This window comes from Verminephrobacter eiseniae EF01-2 (assembly GCF_000015565.1).
GTDB lineage: Bacteria > Pseudomonadota > Gammaproteobacteria > Burkholderiales > Burkholderiaceae_C > Acidovorax > Acidovorax eiseniae.
This window is the reverse complement of sequence record NC_008786.1, coordinates 1641037-1657419: the sequence shown is the minus strand read 5'-3', so window position 1 is coordinate 1657419 and position 16383 is coordinate 1641037. Positions and strand designations below refer to the sequence as shown.

General features: G+C 64.5%; 17 protein-coding genes. 14 read left to right on the top strand and 3 right to left on the bottom strand.

Annotation, left to right across the window (positions count from 1 at the left end):
• Positions 1-140 precede the first annotated feature (140 nt).
• From VEIS_RS07215 to VEIS_RS07175, 9 genes are all read left to right on the top strand, one after another.
• Complete coding sequence (locus VEIS_RS07215) at positions 141-926, top strand: transposase DNA-binding-containing protein (protein WP_011809249.1); 786 nt, start codon at positions 141-143, stop codon at positions 924-926.
• Positions 841-2007, top strand: a complete 1167-nt coding sequence (locus VEIS_RS07210) for a LacI family DNA-binding transcriptional regulator (protein ID WP_232287924.1) — start codon at positions 841-843, stop codon at positions 2005-2007. The genes VEIS_RS07215 and VEIS_RS07210 overlap by 86 nt, the downstream gene beginning before the upstream one ends.
• A gap of 140 nt (positions 2008-2147) precedes the next feature.
• Positions 2148-3086 (top strand): substrate-binding domain-containing protein, encoded by a 939-nt coding sequence (locus tag VEIS_RS07205; RefSeq protein WP_011809247.1) that lies wholly within the window; start codon positions 2148-2150, stop codon positions 3084-3086.
• Complete coding sequence (locus VEIS_RS07200) at positions 3055-3918, top strand: ATP-binding cassette domain-containing protein (protein WP_232287873.1); 864 nt, start codon at positions 3055-3057, stop codon at positions 3916-3918. The genes VEIS_RS07205 and VEIS_RS07200 overlap by 32 nt, the downstream gene beginning before the upstream one ends.
• Before the next feature lie 2 nt (positions 3919-3920).
• On the top strand, positions 3921-4889 hold the full coding sequence (locus VEIS_RS07195; protein ID WP_011809245.1) for an ABC transporter permease: 969 nt from the start codon (positions 3921-3923) through the stop codon (positions 4887-4889).
• The gene (locus tag VEIS_RS07190; RefSeq protein WP_011809244.1) at positions 4886-5959 is read left to right on the top strand and encodes a phosphotriesterase family protein; all 1074 of its coding nucleotides are present in this window, start codon (positions 4886-4888) and stop codon (positions 5957-5959) included. The genes VEIS_RS07195 and VEIS_RS07190 overlap by 4 nt, the downstream gene beginning before the upstream one ends.
• 33 nt (positions 5960-5992) lie before the next feature.
• Positions 5993-6751: a glutamine amidotransferase gene (locus VEIS_RS07185; protein WP_011809243.1), complete on the top strand. Its 759-nt coding sequence runs from the start codon at positions 5993-5995 to the stop codon at positions 6749-6751.
• Positions 6752-6758: 7 nt separating this feature from the next.
• Positions 6759-7676, top strand: coding sequence for a ribokinase (locus tag VEIS_RS07180; RefSeq protein WP_011809242.1), 918 nt, complete (start codon positions 6759-6761; stop codon positions 7674-7676).
• 52 nt (positions 7677-7728) lie between these two features.
• A complete protein-coding gene (locus VEIS_RS07175; protein WP_011809241.1) occupies positions 7729-8568 on the top strand; it encodes a BtpA/SgcQ family protein in 840 nt (279 codons plus the stop codon).
• A gap of 376 nt (positions 8569-8944) precedes the next feature.
• Here the strand turns inward: VEIS_RS07175 and VEIS_RS07170 are convergent, their stop codons facing one another.
• Positions 8945-10936 carry a lytic transglycosylase domain-containing protein gene (locus VEIS_RS07170; protein ID WP_011809240.1) on the bottom strand — a complete coding sequence of 664 codons (1992 nt, stop codon included), beginning with the start codon at positions 10934-10936 and terminating at the stop codon, positions 8945-8947.
• 14 nt (positions 10937-10950) lie between these two features.
• Here VEIS_RS07170 and VEIS_RS07165 point away from each other — a divergent pair, with 14 nt between their 5' ends.
• From VEIS_RS07165 to otsB, 5 genes are all read left to right on the top strand, one after another.
• Complete coding sequence (locus VEIS_RS07165; protein WP_011809239.1) at positions 10951-11523, top strand: 5-formyltetrahydrofolate cyclo-ligase; 573 nt, start codon at positions 10951-10953, stop codon at positions 11521-11523.
• Positions 11524-11536: 13 nt separating this feature from the next.
• Entirely contained in the window at positions 11537-12715 is a 1179-nt protein-coding gene (locus VEIS_RS07160) for an MFS transporter (RefSeq protein WP_011809238.1), read from the top strand.
• Positions 12716-12852: 137 nt separating this feature from the next.
• A complete protein-coding gene (locus VEIS_RS07155; protein WP_011809237.1) occupies positions 12853-13542 on the top strand; it encodes a glutathione S-transferase family protein in 690 nt (229 codons plus the stop codon).
• 9 nt (positions 13543-13551) lie between these two features.
• Positions 13552-14793 carry a multifunctional CCA addition/repair protein gene (locus VEIS_RS07150; RefSeq protein ID WP_011809236.1) on the top strand — a complete coding sequence of 414 codons (1242 nt, stop codon included), beginning with the start codon at positions 13552-13554 and terminating at the stop codon, positions 14791-14793.
• 119 nt (positions 14794-14912) lie between these two features.
• A complete protein-coding gene (gene otsB, locus VEIS_RS07145; protein WP_011809235.1) occupies positions 14913-15650 on the top strand; it encodes a trehalose-phosphatase in 738 nt (245 codons plus the stop codon).
• A gap of 230 nt (positions 15651-15880) precedes the next feature.
• Here otsB and VEIS_RS25755 read toward each other — a convergent pair whose 3' ends face one another.
• Both VEIS_RS25755 and VEIS_RS07140 read right to left on the bottom strand, forming a co-directional pair.
• A complete protein-coding gene (locus tag VEIS_RS25755) occupies positions 15881-16039 on the bottom strand; it encodes a hypothetical protein (RefSeq protein ID WP_157048429.1) in 159 nt (52 codons plus the stop codon).
• Positions 16040-16171: 132 nt separating this feature from the next.
• Positions 16172-16366, bottom strand: a complete 195-nt coding sequence (locus VEIS_RS07140) for a DUF2905 domain-containing protein (RefSeq protein ID WP_041949873.1) — start codon at positions 16364-16366, stop codon at positions 16172-16174.
• Between the last annotated feature and the right edge of the window lie 17 nt (positions 16367-16383).

The following is a 16383-nucleotide window of genomic DNA, read 5'->3' as shown; positions in this document are numbered from 1 at the left end:
GCACCGACCACACCGCCGAGTGCGACGATCCACTGGCGATCACGCTGTCACCCAGCATGGCCGATCGGATGAAGTTGCAGGTAAACGAGATGGTGGGTGTCATTTTTTGCGGCGTTGCGTCGTAGCCGATCACCCCGCCCATGACCCTGAGGTTTCCCCACAACTCCGCACCGCAGGCCAGCTCAGGCTTGAAGGGGGTTGTAAGCGGTGTCGGACGATGTTGGCTTTGTATGATGACAGTTCACGAACGAGGGATAAACTTGACGGCCAGAACGCAAAGCAACGATTGGGCAGATGACGAATTTGGAGAGGCCGACTTCGGGGATGCCCGGCTCACACAACGCCTGGCGGTGCTGGCCAGAAAAATATCGCAGGACACGAGCGAGTTCAATTTGACGCATTTGCCGGCCACCGAAGGACTGGGGCTGGGCACCGGCGGTAACCGACATGGTTTCATGATTCACAGCCAATTGGCCGTCAGCCCCGAGGGCCTGCCCCTCGGTGTGCTGGGCATGAAGACCTGGGTTCGAGCAGCCGAAGAATCGGGCAAGAGGACAAAGCGCAAGAAACTGCCCATTGCGGACAAGGAAAGCGTGAAATGGCGCGCAGGCCATGAACGACTGGTAGCCCTCGAGGCCCACTGCAAAGACACGCACATCGTTGGCATCAGTGATCGGGAAGGCGACATCTACGACGTATTCATGGCGCAGCGCATCGAAGGTGTCGACTCGCTGGTCCGGGCGGCCTGGAACCGGCGGGTTGAGCATGAAGAGCAGTACCTGTGGCAAACCGTTCTGGGCACACCCGTGCCGGGAGAAACCGACTTGCTGGTGCCGGCGAGTGCGAACACCCGGAAACCGGCACGCACTGCACGGCTGGCGCTGCGCTGCACGAAGGTGCGCTTGCGCGCTTGTATTTGTGGATAAACCTCGGCTCCCAATCACTCCCCGGAAACCTCACTTGGCCAAAGCCTCCACGATCCGCGATATTGCTGCGTTGGCAAAGGTGTCCAAGGCAACCGTCTCACGTTATCTCAACGGCACCCTCGACTTGCCGCAAGAAACCAGGCGGCGCATCGACGACGCGGTGCTTGCGCTCAATTATCGGCAAAACAGTCTGGCACGTCGCTTGAGCATCGGCAGCAGCGAGATGATCGGCTTGGTCATGCCGGATGTCGCCAATCCCTTCTTTGCCGAACTGGCCGATGCGGTTGAGCAAGCGGCATTTGAAGGCGGCTTTGGTCTGGCCTTGTGCATCACGCGCAACCAACTTGCGCGCGAAGCGCTCTATCTGGGTTGGCTCGACACACAACACCTCGACGGCCTGATTTTTGCGACCAATCGCCCAGACGACGGCTCGCTTGGCAAACTGATCGGCGAGCGCAGCAACATCGTCCTGATCGATGAGGATGTGCCGGGAGTGGACATCCCGAAGGTCTTCGTCGACAACATCGAAGGCGGCTATCTGGCCACGCGGCATTTGCTCGACGCCGGTCACACCCGCATTGCGCATGTCACCGGGCCGGCAGCGCTGTTCACCGTGCGCGAACGCCTGGCGGGCTATCGGCGCGCGCTTGACACCGCGCACATTCCGTTCGACGCCTCGCTGGTGCTGTTTGGAAGCTACGAGCGCCGCTTCGGTCAGACCGCTGCGGCAGAGCTCGTCGCCCGCGACGATGCCCCGACTGCCATATTCGCGGGCAGTGATTACCTGGCGGTCGGCATGCTGGAGACGCTGCGCGACTGCGGCCTGGACGTGCCAGGCGACATGTCGATCGTCGGCTTCGACGACATGGAATTTGCCAGCCTGCTGATGCCGCCGATCACCACGCTCAAGCAATCCGCGCGTGAGATGGGCAGCGCTGGCGTCGCCATCCTGCTGGCCATGCTGGCCGACCACAGCCCTGCCCCGGCAACGGGAGCGCCGGTTCAGCGGCTGCCGGTGCGCCTGATCGAACGCGCTTCCGTGGCGCCGCCGCGCAAGAAACCCCTGTCAAACGCCGATTGAGGGAAACGATTGACATCCACATGCGCTCCGCATAAGCTGATGGTAAACCGGTTTACAAACATGCTGCGATGCCATGCCGGTGGTGCAGACGGCGCGGCGTTCCCGGACGTGCGTGCCACACATCCAGAAAGGGGATTTCGATGAGTGCAGTTCCATCCTTGCGCCGGACCACCGTTGCCGCTGTGGCTTTCCTGGCGCTATCCATCTTCGGTTCAGCGGGCTTTGCGGCAGACCGGAAGAAAATTGCGCTGGTGCAAATCAATCAGGAAGCGCTTTTTTTCATCCAGATGAACCAGGGTGCTCGAGCGGCGGCGAAAGCAGCCGGTGTCGATCTGGTGATCCATAACGCCAACAATGATCCGAGCGCTCAAACCAACGCCATCGAGACCTACATTCAGCAAAAGGTCGATGCCATCTTGGTTGCTGCGATCGATGTCAACGGTATCAAACCGGCCATCAGCGAAGCCAGGAAGGCCGGCATTCCAGTCGTCACCATCGACGCCATCGTGGATGGCGACAACGCCGCGCAGGTCGGCGTGGACAACTACAAGGTTGGCGTGGATATCGGCAAGCACACGGCAAACTACATCAGTAAAACGCTTGGCGGCAAGGCGCAGGTCGGCGTCGTGGGCGCGCTGAACTCTTTCATTCAGAACGTGCGTCTGGACGGCTTCAAAGCCGGGCTGGCAAGCGTGCCAGGCGCGAAGATCGTATCGATAGTGGATGGCCAGAACGTGCAGGATCAGGCACAGACGGCGGCTGAAAACCTGATTTCCGGCAATCCTGGCTTGCAGATCGTCTACGCGACCGGCGAACCCGCATTGATCGGCTTGGTGGCCGCAGCCCAAGGCGCTCGCCTGAAAATCGTCGGCTGGGATTTGAGCGCGCAGGCGATCAAGGGCATCGATGCCGGCCTGGTCGCCGCCGTCGTGCAGCAAGATCCCGAAGGCGAAGGGCGCGCCGCAGTCGGCGCAGCCATCAAACTGATCAACAAACAGGCGGTTGAAAAGAACATCTCGGTGCCGGTCACGATAGTGACGAAAGAGAATGTCCACCAATACCGGGCGATCTTCAGGTAAGGCCGCGAGGTCGCGGTTTTTGAAGGAAATGCGCATGAGCAACGCGGCAGTGAGCAATGAGGCAAAGCCTGCGCGTGTGCGCATGGAGAACATCACCAAGAGTTTCGGTGCCGTGCAGTCGTTGCGCGGGGTGAATCTGGAAGTGGCGCCGGGTGAAGTGCTCGGACTGGTCGGCGACAACGGCGCAGGCAAATCGACGGTATCGAAAGTGCTGTCAGGCGCGCTCATTCCCGATAGCGGGCGCATTGAAATCGACGGCCAGCCGGTGCACTTCAGCGGCCCTGGCGAGGCGCGCGCGCACCACATCGAAATGGTCTATCAGGACCTGTCGCTATGCGACACCATCGACATGGCAGGCAATCTGTTTTTGGGGCGCGAACCAATGCGGCGCGTACTGGGCGTGCCGCTGCTCGATCACGCCAGGATGCACCGCGACGCGCAGGAGATGCTCCGCGGCCTTGGCATTCGCATTCCCAACACCCGGCTCGATGTCGAAAACCTGTCCGGCGGTCAGCGGCAGGCGATTGCCATTTCGCGCGCGGTCTCCTTCGACCCGAAAGTGCTGATCATGGACGAACCGACCGCCGCGCTCGCCGTGGCCGAAGTCGAGGCGGTGCTTGAACTGGTGCACACCGTCAGCCGACGTGGTGTGAGCGTGATTCTGATCAGCCATCGTCTGCAAGACCTGTTTCTCGTCTGCGACCGCATCAGCGTGATGTACGAGGGACAAAACATAGCAGACCGAAAAATCGGCGAGACCAATCTGGAAGAAATCGTCGACCTGATCGTCGGGCGTAAATTCAGTGCGCGTTCGGCGCGCGCCCTGGCCTGATCATGACAGCGCGGCCATTCCAGCATCTGCGGCATCTGCGCCATGCCGGCGTGGCCAGCATCGCCGTCTTCTTCATCTGCTGTGTGCTTGCCTTCAGTGTGGCCACCGATACCTTCCTGAGCGCGGGCAATCTGCTCAATGTGCTGCGGCAGAGCGCGCCACTGCTGATCGTGGCCACCGCCATGACGCTGGTGATCACCACCGGCGGCATCGACCTGTCGATCGGTTCGACGCTTGCGCTGGTTGGCGCGCTCGCGGCCATTGCGTTGCAGGCCGACGTGCCAGACATCGTCGTGCTGCTCGGCGGCGTGCTGCTCGGCGCATCGATCGGCGCGCTCAACGGCTACTTTATTGCCTGGGCCGGCATGCCAGCCTTCATCGTGACGCTGGGCACCTTGTCGGTCGTGCGCGGCATCGCGTTGCTCATCACGCAAGGCTATTCGGTGCCGGTCAGGGACATCGGCTGGTTCGTTCAACTCGGACGCGGACACCTGTTCGGCGTGCCGCTGCCCGCGCTGATCGCCATATTGACGCTATGCGCCGGATGGGTGGCGCTGCGCCACATGCGCTTTGGCCGCTACGTGGTCGGCATCGGCACCAACAGCGAGGGTGTGCGCCGCGCCGGCGTCAAGGTGCGCATCGTGACGCTGAAAGTCTACATCCTCAGCGGCGCGGCGGCGGGGTTGGCCGGTCTCATCACCACGGCCCGGCTTGGCAGCGGCTCGTCCAACCAAGGCGTCGGTTTCGAGCTTGCCGTGATCGCTGCGGTGGTGCTCGGCGGCACCAATCTGTTCGGTGGCCGCGGCACCATCGTCGGCACCTTGCTCGGCGCACTGAGCATCGCCGTGCTCGGCAATGGCCTGATCCTGATCCACGTATCGCCGTTCTATACGCAGATCATCCAGGGCGCGATCATGCTTCTGGCAATCTGGATGAACACGCGCATTTTCACCTCGCAGCCAAAACAATGAACTCCCTCTTCCGCCATGCTGAGCCATTGCCGGTTGGTGTCAAGAGCGGTCATGTGATGACGGTGCTTGGCCCCTTGCCCGTCGAACGGATGGGCGTGACGCTCATGCACGAACACATTTTGCTCGATGCATCCGGCAAGTGGCAGCCATCGTCGTGCTGCGCAGAGCGCCATATCGGCGAGCAGAAAGTGCACATCGGCATTCTCGGTGCGCTGCGGATGAATCCACTCATGAACCGCGACAACTGCCAGCTTTTCGACGCCGAGCTTGCGATCGATGAGTTGATGCGCTTTCGCGAACTGGGCGGCGATACCGTCGTCGACCCGACCAACCTCGGCATGGGCCGCGATCCATCGGCATTGCAGAAAATTGCGCGGCGCACCGGACTGAACATCGTGATGTCAACCGGCTTTTATCTGGAGCCTTCGCACCCCGCCTATGTCAGCCAGAAATCGATCGATGAACTGGCGGCACAATTGATTTTCGATGTCGGTGGCGCAGACGCAAAGCCCGCTGTGGTCGCCGGACTGATCGGCGAAATCGGCGTGTCGGCAAGTTTCACCGCCAACGAAAAAAAATCGCTGCGCGCCGCCGCGCGCGCTGCTGCCGCCACCGGCGTGCCACTGTCCATTCATCTGCCGGGCTGGGCGCGGCATGGGCATCGTGTGCTGGACATCATCGAAGCAGAAGGTGCCGATCTGAACCACACCGTGCTGTGCCACATGAACCCAAGCCACATGGACACGGCATATCAGCACGCGCTCGCGCGGCGCGGCGCATGGCTCGAGTACGACATGATCGGCATGGAGTATTACTACGCAGACGAGGATGCGCAATCGCCGTCGGACCAGGAAAACGCCCGCGCGATCAAGGCATTGATCGATGCCGGCTTCATCGACCGGCTGCTCATGTCGCAGGATGTCTTTCTCAAGACCATGCTGACCTGCTACGGCGGTCACGGCTATGGCTACATTCTGAAATATTTCGTGCCGAGGCTGCGTCGCCACGGCGTGACGGATGAACAGATCGAAACGCTGATGATCACCAATCCGGCCAAGGTTTTTTCTTGACACTGCGCCGCAATCCATTTCACAGGAGAGGTAATGACCCAAGCCATCTTGCTCGCAGGGGAAAGCTGGACCAGCATGTCGACACACATCAAAGGTTTCGACCAGTTTCCGACGGTGACACACCACCATGGCGCAAAGCTCTTTCTCGACGCGATGAAAGACAGCCGCTACTCGGTCAGGCACATGCCCAACCACGAAGCCCAGGAAGATTTTCCGGCCACGCTCGCAGGTCTGCTCGCCTATGACGCCATCCTCTTGTCCGACATCGGGGCCAACACGCTGCTGCTGCATCCCGACACCTGGATGAGGAGCCAGCGCACCCCGAACCGCCTGAAGCTCTTGCGCGAATACGTGGCGGCCGGCCGCAGCCTGATGATGATAGGCGGCTACCTGAGCTTTCAAGGCATCAATGGCAGTGCGCGCTTTCACAATACGCCGGTCGAAGAAGTGCTCCCGGTGACCTGCCTGCCCTATGACGACCGCGTCGAAGTGCCGGAAGGCTTCGCGCCGCAGATTGTCGCCGCGCATCCCGTGGTCAGCGGGCTGGGCAGCACATGGCCGCACCTGCTTGGCTACAACGAAGTGCAGGCCAAACCCGGGGCTACCGTCATTGCGACCGTCCCCGATACCGGACATCCGCTGCTCGTGGCAGGCGAATACGGCAAGGGGCGCACGTTGGCCTGGATGAGCGACATGTCGCATCACTGGCTGCCGCCGGAATTTTCCGACTGGAGCGGCAGTGCCAGACTCTGGCTGAACTGCCTCGACTGGCTGACCTCAAGTGCGCCTTGATCGCGCGATGAACACCGCGGCACGGGTCTGCGTCGTTGGCAACGCAGCGATCGATCTGAGCGTGCAGGTCAACGCCCTGCCACTGCCCGGCGAGACGGTGCTCGCGGTGGAGAGCCGCTCCGATTTCGGCGGCAAGGGCGCCAATCAAGCCGTGGTCGCAGCCCGGGCCGGGGCCGAGACGCAATTGTTTGCGGCGCTTGGCTGCGACGCCGACGGCGACCGCATTCTGGCGCGCCTGATTGACGATGGCGTCAACACGCAGAACGTGGTGCGGCTTTCCTGCGCCAGCGACCTATCGATCGTCACCGTCGATGCCCGTGGGGAGAACACCATCGTTACCCGCAACACCGCCGCCGCCGACTACCGACCAGACCTGCACACGCTGCTGGATGCGACCCATGCCGGCGACTGGATCGTGCAACAGGGCAACCTGAGCGCGCCAGTGACCGCAGAGGTGCTCGATACTGCGCGGCGCAAGCAACGGCGCACCCTGCTCAATCCGGGGCCAGTGCGCTTCGATTGCCGACCGATGCTCGCCCATGTCGACATTCTTGTCGTCAATCAGGTCGAAGCGGCCGCACTGACCGCACTCGACAACCCGGCGCATGCTGCCGCAGCGCTGCACGACGCAGGCGCGCGCGAGGTACTGATCACGCTTGGCGCGCAGGGTGTGCTCTGGTGCGACGAGCATGGGGCAAGGCTGGCTGCGGCAGTGCGCGCCCAGGCCATCGATACCGTTGGCGCTGGCGACGCTTTCTGCGGCACGCTCGTCGCTGCGCTGGCACAAAATCTGACCATGCCCATTGCGCTGCGTTGGGCATTATCAGTTGCCGCATCGAGCGTGACGCGGCGAGGCAGCCAAGCCAGCTTTCCCGATCGCGCAACCATGCGCGATTTACGAAACGCATCAGCCGACGCTGAATGAATCCCCGCGCTGCTGCGAGGAATCAATCAACCAGAGAGGGTATTGAATCAAAATGGAAACTTCATTGGCTGTGGGACGCGGCAGCACCGATTGCGTCGAAAAGATTTTTGGACGCGCGCGCGGGGTCGTGATCGGCGTGATTCACTGTCCAGCCTTCCCCGGGGCGCCGCGCTATCGAGACATGTCGGCAGCAGCCCTGTATGAAACTGCACTCGCCGATGCCCTTGCATATGCGCGTGGCGGTGTCGATGGACTGATCGTCGAGAATCACGGCGACATACCCTTCTCGAAACCTGAAGACATCGGTCATGAAACCTCGGCGTTCATGGCCGTGACCGCCGACCGCATCGCGCGAGAAACCGGCCTGCCGATCGGCATCAACGTGCTGGCCAACGCCGCGATGGCGGCGCTGGCCATTGCTGCGGCCAGCAATGCCGCGTTCGTGCGCGTCAATCAATGGGCGAATGCCTATATTGCGAACGAAGGCTTGATTGAAGGCGCAGCAGCGAGCGCGCTGCGCTACCGCGCCCGGTTGCGGGCGACCGGGGTCCGTGTATTTGCGGATGCACACGTCAAACATGGCGCTCACGCGATTGTGGCAGACCGCTCGCTCGAAGAACTGGTGCGCGACGTCGAATTCTTTGATGCAGACGCGATCATCGCCACAGGCCAGCGCACCGGCGACGCCGCCAGCCCGGATTATCTGAAGCAAATCCGGGCGGCGACGGCATTGCCCTTGCTGATTGGCAGCGGCTGCACGGAACACAACATCAGCGAGATACTCTCGATCGTCGATGGCGTGATTGTGGCAAGCTCCCTGAAGGCGGGCGGCCAATGGTGGAATCCTGTTGATGAAGCAAAGGTTCGGGCATTCATGCGCGCCGCCCGTTAGTCGTGCCATCGAATGGCACTGCACGAACAGGCGCCGACGGAAATCCTGATGCTGAATTTTTGGTGCAGCTCAAATACGAGGTGGAATCGGGCCGCAGGGCAGTGATCAGGCGCTGCTGCGCCTGTCGAAAAAGCCCACCCAACACGCAGTGATGATTGTCAATTTCTCATCTCGACGCAGACAAATTACACGCAAATCGAGCTTGCCGATCCGCTGCAGATCGAGCCCCAGTGAGCCAATCACACGGCCATCCCCACTTCAATGAATCGCCGATGAGCGGAACACCACCCCTGACCCGGCCCGCCCCTGACCCGCTCCAGAGCGGTGCGGCCATCGGCGCAGCGCCCGCAGGCCCGATCCATGCTCCCTGGCCGGCTCAGGGTAGTTCTTTGTTCACCGTCGGCGCCGACGGATCGCGCGGGCCTATGGTGCCCAGGCGGCTTTTGAGCGACTGGGGCTGTCCCGTGAACAGCGCGGCGTAGACGGTGGTGTTGGCCAGCACCTTCTTCACATAGTCGCGCGTCTCGGCAAAGGGGATGTTTTCGATCCAGATGGCGGCGTCGAGCTCCGGGCCGTTGCGCCAACTGCGCGGGCGCCCCGGGCCGGCGTTGTAGGCGGCGGCGGCCAGCGGCATGGAGCCGGCAAAGTCGTCGAGCGCGAGTTTCAGGTAGGCCGTGCCGATGGTGATGTTCGTGTCGCGGTCGGTGAGTTGGCCGGGGCTGAAGTCGGTCAGCCCGATCTTTCTGGCAGTCCAGCGGGCCGTGGCGGGCATCACCTGCATCAGGCCCGCAGCGCCCGCATGCGAGCGGGCATCGATCACGAAGCGACTTTCCTGGCGCGTCAGCCCGTACACATAGGCCGGATCGATGCCTGCGCTGCGGGCACGATCGAGCACCGCCTTGCGAAACGGCGTGGGGTAGCGCTGGCCGATGTCGATCGCGCCCTTGGTGCGTTCGCTGGTGTTGATGCAGCGGTCCCAGACCTCGTGCTGGCAGGCGAAGTCGGCGGCCGCGAGCAGTTCACGGTCCGGCATGCCGCCGCTTTGGTACAGGCTGGTGCTGTAGTTCCACTCGCGCACGCCCTCGCTGCGCAGGCCCAGCAAGATGGCGTACAGCCCCCGGTTGAGCCCGGGGTTGGCGCGGGCGGCGGCCTTTTCTTCGGCGCTCAGCGGCGCCGGCGCCGGCGGCAGCGTGATGCGCTGGCCCAGTTCTTCCTGCGCCAGTTGCTCATAAAAGCCCCTTGCGCCCCAGGCGCCGGCAATGTCTTGCAGCAGTTGCCGGGCGGCGGCGCGTTCGCTGTCGCCGGGTTTGTCGGCCAGCAGCGCACGCGCTTTCCAGTAGCGCCAGGCGTTGTCCTGGCGGGCCTCGGGGCGCATCGCATCGACGGTCTTGAGCACGGCCCTCCAGCGGCCTGCGCGCAATGCCGCGCGCACCTTCCAGCCCAGCAGATCATCGCTCAGGTCGCTGTCCCGGGTGACGTTGGCGAAGTAGTCCGGCGCGGCGCCGGACAGATTTTGCGCAGCGGCTTTGCCGATCACGCCCCAGGCCCAGTTGCGCTGCTCGGGCGAGAGTTGCACGCCCGGGCGGTTGCCGAGCTGTTGCGCCGCGCCGTCGGGGTTGCCGTTGGCCAGCCGGATCAGGGCCAGCAGCAGCAGTTCCTGCTGCCACTGGCCGCGTTCCGTGGCCCGGTTGCGCAGGTACTTGCCGGGGCTGTCGAGCAACTCCTGAATCTGCTCCAACGCCTGCGGGGCGACGATCTCGACCGCATTGCGCACCACCTGCGGCCGGTTGGCCGCCATGCCCAGGCGGGCCTTGCGCCAGATGTCTGGCGCGCTGAGCTGGTTGGCGCCGTACAGCGTGCCGGCCGCATGGGTGCAGCCGTCGTCGGCGTCGCGCAGCGCATACCAGTTGCTGCGCACGGCGGCGGCCACCGAGGCGCTCGCCTGGCCCAAGAGATGCTCGATCAGCAGCGCATGGCAGCGCACTTCGCGGTCGTCGGACATGCGGTAGTAGGGGTGTTGCTCGGCAAACCGCCCCCAGTCGCGCCGCTGGCCCAGCAGCAGCAGCCAGTCGTTGCGCATGCGGTCTTCTTGGTAGCTGCCGGCGTAGCGCTGCATGAACGCCTGCACCTCCTGCTCCGAGGCTTCCTCCAGACGGGCCTTGAGCTCCCAATACGCCGCCCAGGGCTCCAGCGCATGGCCGCGCGCGGCGGGCAGGAGTTGCTCCAGCTTTTTGCGCTCGCCTTGTTGGAATGCCTGCTGCATCTCCAGCAGGATCTCGTCGCCCTTGTTTTGCGCCCACACCAGGGGCACGCTGCCGGCCAGCAGCGCGCCGGCGACGAGCGGTGTCAGAATTCGATGCCATTGCATGGGGGAATTATCTGATGGACAAAGCAGCCCTTCGGCGCGCGTTGATCGAAGAACGCCTGAACCTGCCCGACCGCCTGCAACGGGCCGATCTGTTGCAGCAGGTCATGCGCATCTGGCTGGTGAACCGGCCCGACACCGTGATCGGCGCCTACTGGCCGATCAAGGGCGAGTTCGACCCCCTGCCCGCGCTGCACCGCTGGCAGGAAGACGGCGAACTGCAGGGCCAGCCCCTGCGCCGCCGCATCGGCTTGCCCGTGGTCGACAAGCAGCACAAGACGCTGAGCTTTCATGCCTGGCACCCCGGCTGCCCGATGGAAGAAGACGCTTACGGCATCCCCAAGCCCAAGGGCACCGGGGCCGTCGTCCCCACGCTGCTTTTCGTGCCCTGCGTGGGCTACGCAGCGGGCGGCTATCGGCTCGGCTATGGCGGCGGGTTCTACGACCGCACCCTGGCCATCTTGCAGCCCAAACCGTTCACCGTCGGCCTGGGGTTCACGCAGGGCTATCTGGACGACTTCGAGCCTGAAGCCTTTGACCTGCCGCTGGACGCCATCCTGAACGACAACGGGGTAGTCTGGCCCATATAGGCAGGAGTACGTTTTGCCTGATTCCATCATCGGCACACATCGGGGCTGGCGCATATGGCACCCGACGGCCACCATGTTCTTGGCCCACGGTGTCCTTTTCGGGGTCTGGGCTACGCAAATACCCGCCTTCAAGGAAAGGCTGGGGCTGGAGCCTCTTGCGCTCAGCCTGATCCTGTTCATGCTCGGCGGCGGCAGTGTTCTTGCCATGGCGGGCAGTGCATGGCTGATCCATCGCATCGGTGTCGTCCATTTGATGCGCATCACTGCCACTTTGCTGTGCGGCTTTGGCATTCTCATTCCGCTGGCGCCTGACGTCATCACCCTCGCCATTGTCGTTTTTCTGTTTGGCGCCTCAGGCGGCAGCATGGATGTGGCCATGAATACACATGCCTGCGATGTCGAAAGGTATGCGGGCCGCCCCTACATGTCTTCCTTCCATGGCATGTGGAGTCTTGGCGGCTTGGCCGGCGCAGGTGCCGGCGCACTGCTGATGCGCGCATTTTCCCCCGCCATCGAAGCCTCGATGATTTCCGTGGCCATGCTCGCGCTGTTTCTGTGGGGGCTGCGAGGGCTTCTCCCGCAGCAGGAACCTGTCGGGCACGCCTCTGAAAAAACGCGCTTCACTCTGGCCGGGCCGGCTCTCATCTTAGGCATCGTGTCGATTTTTGCTTTCGGCGGCGAGGGCATCGTGCTCGATTGGGCGGCGGTCTACATGAAGCAAAGCCTTGCCGCCGGCAGCGAGCTTGCGCTCATGGGCTATGCGGCCTTTGCGGGTTCCATGGCGATCATGCGCCTGGCCGGCGACGTCATCCGCCATCGATTCAGCGCCCGCTCGCTGGTCTGCACCGGGGGCCTGTTCGCAGCGTTCGGGCTGGTGATTGGCCCGCTGAGCAAAGACCCGGCCATCATGATTGCCGGCTGCGCCATCGCCGGCGCAGGTCTTGCCAATATCGTGCCGGTCCTGTTCAGCCTGGCGGGCGCCCTGCCCCGTCCGGGGGTGCAAATTGCCGCTGTTTCAACCATGGGATTCGGCGGCTTGCTCGCCGTGCCGCCGTTGCTGGGCATCATCGGCCAGCATTACGGCTTGGGCACAATCTTTTATGCCGGAGCAGTTGGCGCCGTTGCCATTACCATTCTTGCCTTGTCAGGCATCGATTCATCCCCTGCAAGCCGCGCTGCCGCAGATGCATGAGGGCGTCCCGGATGAACGACACCGCCCGTCCCTGCCCCGCGCAGCCCACCCCCGTGCCCATACTCTGTGCCATATAGTGCGGTGGCAGCGCCGGTCGCGCCGACCGTGCTTTTCCACTTCCCCTGCACAGGTACCCCATGCTCCAGCTTCATATCGGCAGCAAGAACTATTCCTCTTGGTCCATGCGCCCCTGGGTGCTGCTGCGCCAGGCCGGCATCGCCTTTGACGAAGTCCTCGTGCGCTTCGACAGCTTTGCGGCGGACTCGCAATTCAAGCGCAGCATCAACGCCATCAGCCCGGCGGGCAAGGTGCCGGTGCTGGTCGATGGCGCGCTGGTGGTGTGGGACAGCCTGGCGATTGCCGAGTACTTGGCAGAAACCCATGCCGACAAGCGACTGTGGCCCGGCGACCCCCACCAGCGCGCCCGGGCCCGCAGCATCTGCGCCGAAATGCACAGCGGCTTCACGGCGCTGCGCAGACACTGCCCGATGAACATCGAAGCCCGCCTGGCCGACACCGGCGCCCTGATCTGGCGCGACCAGGCTGCGGTGCGCTCCGACATGCAGCGCCTCGTGCAGATGTGGAGCGCGCTGCTGCAAGAGCATGGCGGGCCCCTGCTGTTTGGCGCGTTCTCGATCGCCGACGCCTACTTCGCCCCCATGTGCATGCGCCTGGCCAGCTACGCCCTGCCCGTGCCGCCGCCGATCGCCGACTATGTGCAGCGCGTGCAGGCATTGCCCGGCGTGCGGGCCTGGATCGACGGGGCGCTGGCCGAGAAGGACTTCCGCGATTTCGAGGAGCCTTACCGTCTGCGCCCCATCCCCTGAACGACCGGCATGCAGATCTACATGGTCGGAGGCGCCGTGCGCGACCGGCTGCTGGGTCGCCCGGTGCATGACCGCGACTGGGTGGTGGTGGGCGCAACACCCGAGCAGATGCGCGCGCAGGGCTATCTGCCCGTGGGGCGCGACTTTCCGGTCTTTCTGCACCCGGCAACGCGCGAGGAATACGCGCTGGCCCGCACCGAGCGCAAGAGTGGGCGCGGCTACCGGGGCTTCGTGGTGCACAGCGCGCCCGAGGTGACGCTGCAAGAAGACCTGTCGCGCCGCGACCTGACCATCAATGCCATCGCCACCAGCGCCGATGCATCCGGCGCCGGATGCCTCATCGACCCCCATCACGGCGCCCGGGACATCGCCGCGCGCGTGCTGCGCCATGTCAGCACTGCGTTCCGCGAAGACCCGGTGCGCATCCTGCGCGTGGCGCGCTTTGCCGCGCGCTTGCCCGATTTCACCGTGGCGCCCGAGACCCTGCAACTGATGCGCGAGATGGTCGCGCATGGCGAGACCGACCACCTGGTGGCCGAGCGCGTATGGCAGGAACTCGCGCGCGGGCTGATGGCCGAAAAGCCCTCGCGCATGTTCGAGGTGCTGCGCGCATGCGGCGCGCTCGAGCGGCTGCTGCCCGAGGTGGAGCGCCTGTGGGGCGTGCCCCAGAGCGCCGAGCACCACCCCGAGATCGACACCGGCGCACACCTGCTGCTGGTGCTGGACATGGCCGCGCGGCTGCAAGCCCCGCTGGCCGTGCGCTTTGCCTGCCTGGCGCATGACCTGGGCAAAGGCAGCACGCCCGCCGACATGCTGCCGCGCCATATCGGCCATGAGACGCGCGGCGCCGAACTGCTCAAACACCTGGCCGAGCGGCTGCGCGTGCCCGCAGACTGCCGCGCAACCGCCGACAAGGTGGCGCGCGAGCATGGCCACATCCATTGCAGCAACGCGCTGTCTGCCGCAGCGCTGGTGCGCCTGCTGGAGCGCTGCGATGCGCTGCGCCTGCCACAGCGCTTTGCCGACATCCTGCTGGCCTGCGAATGCGATGCGCGCGGGCGGCTCGGGTTTGCCGAATCGGCCTACCCGCAGCGCCCGCGCCTGACCGCCGCGCTGGCAGCAGCGCAATCCGTGCACAGCAGCGCCATTGCCGCGCAGGCCGCCGCCCGGGGCCTGGCCGGCCCGCAGGTCGGGGCGCTGATCCGCCAGGCGCGGGTGGCAGCGGTGGCGCAGTGGCTCGCCAGCCAATGACACCGCCACTGCCACTGCCACTGTCACTGTCAACACCAACACCAACACCAACACCAACATCAACATCAACATCAACATCAACACCACCGCCAGGCCGCCAGCGGCCTGGCGCCTGCCCGATGCCACAACTCCCACCTCTGACGAGCAGCCACGCGCTCTTTCTCGACTTCGACGGCACGCTCGCCGAACTGGCGCCGCGCCCCGATGCGGTGACCGTGGCCGCCGGGCTGATCGCCACCCTGTCAGCGCTGCACACCCATCTGGGCGGCGCGCTGGCCATCGTGACCGGGCGGCCCGAAGCCGACATCGATCATTTCCTGGCCCCGCTGCGTCTGCCGCTGGCCAGCGAGCATGGGGCCCAATACCGCCTGGCGCACCGCTGCCAGCCGGCCATTGCGCCACCCGGTCTGGCGTCCGTCGTGCGCGCCGCGCGCGAACTCGCGGTGCAGCATGACGGGCTGCTGCTGGAGCACAAAAACGCCGGCCTGGTGCTGCACTACCGGCAGGCGCCGCACCTGGAGCGCCTGTGCCATGACACCCTGGCGCGCGCGATACAGGCCGCCCAAGACCTGGAACTGCAACCGGGCAAATGCATGCTTGAAGTCAAACCCCGGGGCGTGCACAAAGGCCGGGCGATCACCGACTTCATGGCCTGGCCGCCGTTTGCCGGCCGCATGCCGGTGTTTGCCGGCGACGACCTCGCCGATGAAGCCGGCTTTGCCGCCGTACAGGCGCTGGGCGGCTGGGGCATCAAGATGGGCGCAGGAACCAGCATCGCGCAGCACCGCTGCATGACACCCGCTGCATTGCGCGGCTGGCTGTCGGCAGCGCGCAGCCACTGGGAGCGCGCCATCTGACGCCCGCGCAATGCGGCCCTGATGATGCCCCCGATGCCCTCGATGCCGTTGATGCCCGGCGCCGATGATGGCGCGCCGGGCCGCCGGGCCGTCGTCTCCCGCCGCTTGGCCGCAGCCAACCCGCAGCAAGCGGTTCGGCCGTGGCGCTGCGCCAGACCGATGGCCTGTGAACAGGGGCACTACAAGCACTACAGGCACTGCAATACCGCGTACAAAACGCTAGTGTCGCGTCACCGATCAGATGTCGTAGGCTGCGCGCAGCCATCGGAGCGCAGCGCAAGGCGCATCGCGCAGCCCATACCGAGCGTATTGGCAAGCGATGCAACGCCGCGATGCGCTTCGATGGCCAGCGCGGACCGACAGATGATCGGTGACGCGACGCCAGCCACACCACCGCCAACGGGGGATCATCCGCAAGCACGATCAGCACTGACGGCGCTGCACGATGCCGGCCCCGAGAGCCGGCCTGCGCCAGCGGGATCTGATGCCGATGGCCCCACTGGCCAGGTCCGGCATCAGGCTCAAAGCCATTTCGCCAACCCGCCGACCAGCAAACTCAGCAGCAAGGTGGATGCAAGCGGTATCTGCCACTCCCGCCCCAGCCAACGAAACCGCAGGTCTCCCGGCAACCGCCCGAACCCCAGGCGCCGCAGCAGCGGTGACAACCAGCCGATCAGCATCAGCGCCAAGAAGGTGACAAGCAGCCAGCGAATCATGGCCCCAGTGTAGGTGA

What these genes read in the sequence shown, in the direction of transcription:
- VEIS_RS07195 (WP_011809245.1), top strand. Translation starts at nt 3,921, where the DNA reads ATGACAGCGCGGCCATTCCAGCATCTGCGGCATCTGCGCCATGCCGGC.
- VEIS_RS07155 (WP_011809237.1), top strand. Translation starts at nt 12,853, where the DNA reads ATGCTCCAGCTTCATATCGGCAGCAAGAACTATTCCTCTTGGTCCATG.
- otsB (WP_011809235.1), top strand. Translation starts at nt 14,913, where the DNA reads ATGCCACAACTCCCACCTCTGACGAGCAGCCACGCGCTCTTTCTCGAC.
- VEIS_RS07165 (WP_011809239.1), top strand. Translation starts at nt 10,951, where the DNA reads ATGGACAAAGCAGCCCTTCGGCGCGCGTTGATCGAAGAACGCCTGAAC.
- VEIS_RS07175 (WP_011809241.1), top strand. Translation starts at nt 7,729, where the DNA reads ATGGAAACTTCATTGGCTGTGGGACGCGGCAGCACCGATTGCGTCGAA.
- VEIS_RS07140 (WP_041949873.1), bottom strand. Translation starts at nt 16,366, where the DNA reads ATGATTCGCTGGCTGCTTGTCACCTTCTTGGCGCTGATGCTGATCGGC.
- VEIS_RS07185 (WP_011809243.1), top strand. Translation starts at nt 5,993, where the DNA reads ATGACCCAAGCCATCTTGCTCGCAGGGGAAAGCTGGACCAGCATGTCG.
- VEIS_RS07170 (WP_011809240.1), bottom strand. Translation starts at nt 10,936, where the DNA reads ATGCAATGGCATCGAATTCTGACACCGCTCGTCGCCGGCGCGCTGCTG.
- VEIS_RS07200 (WP_232287873.1), top strand. Translation starts at nt 3,055, where the DNA reads ATGTCCACCAATACCGGGCGATCTTCAGGTAAGGCCGCGAGGTCGCGG.
- VEIS_RS07150 (WP_011809236.1), top strand. Translation starts at nt 13,552, where the DNA reads ATGCAGATCTACATGGTCGGAGGCGCCGTGCGCGACCGGCTGCTGGGT.
- VEIS_RS07180 (WP_011809242.1), top strand. Translation starts at nt 6,759, where the DNA reads ATGAACACCGCGGCACGGGTCTGCGTCGTTGGCAACGCAGCGATCGAT.
- VEIS_RS07205 (WP_011809247.1), top strand. Translation starts at nt 2,148, where the DNA reads ATGAGTGCAGTTCCATCCTTGCGCCGGACCACCGTTGCCGCTGTGGCT.
- VEIS_RS07190 (WP_011809244.1), top strand. Translation starts at nt 4,886, where the DNA reads ATGAACTCCCTCTTCCGCCATGCTGAGCCATTGCCGGTTGGTGTCAAG.
- VEIS_RS07215 (WP_011809249.1), top strand. Translation starts at nt 141, where the DNA reads ATGACCCTGAGGTTTCCCCACAACTCCGCACCGCAGGCCAGCTCAGGC.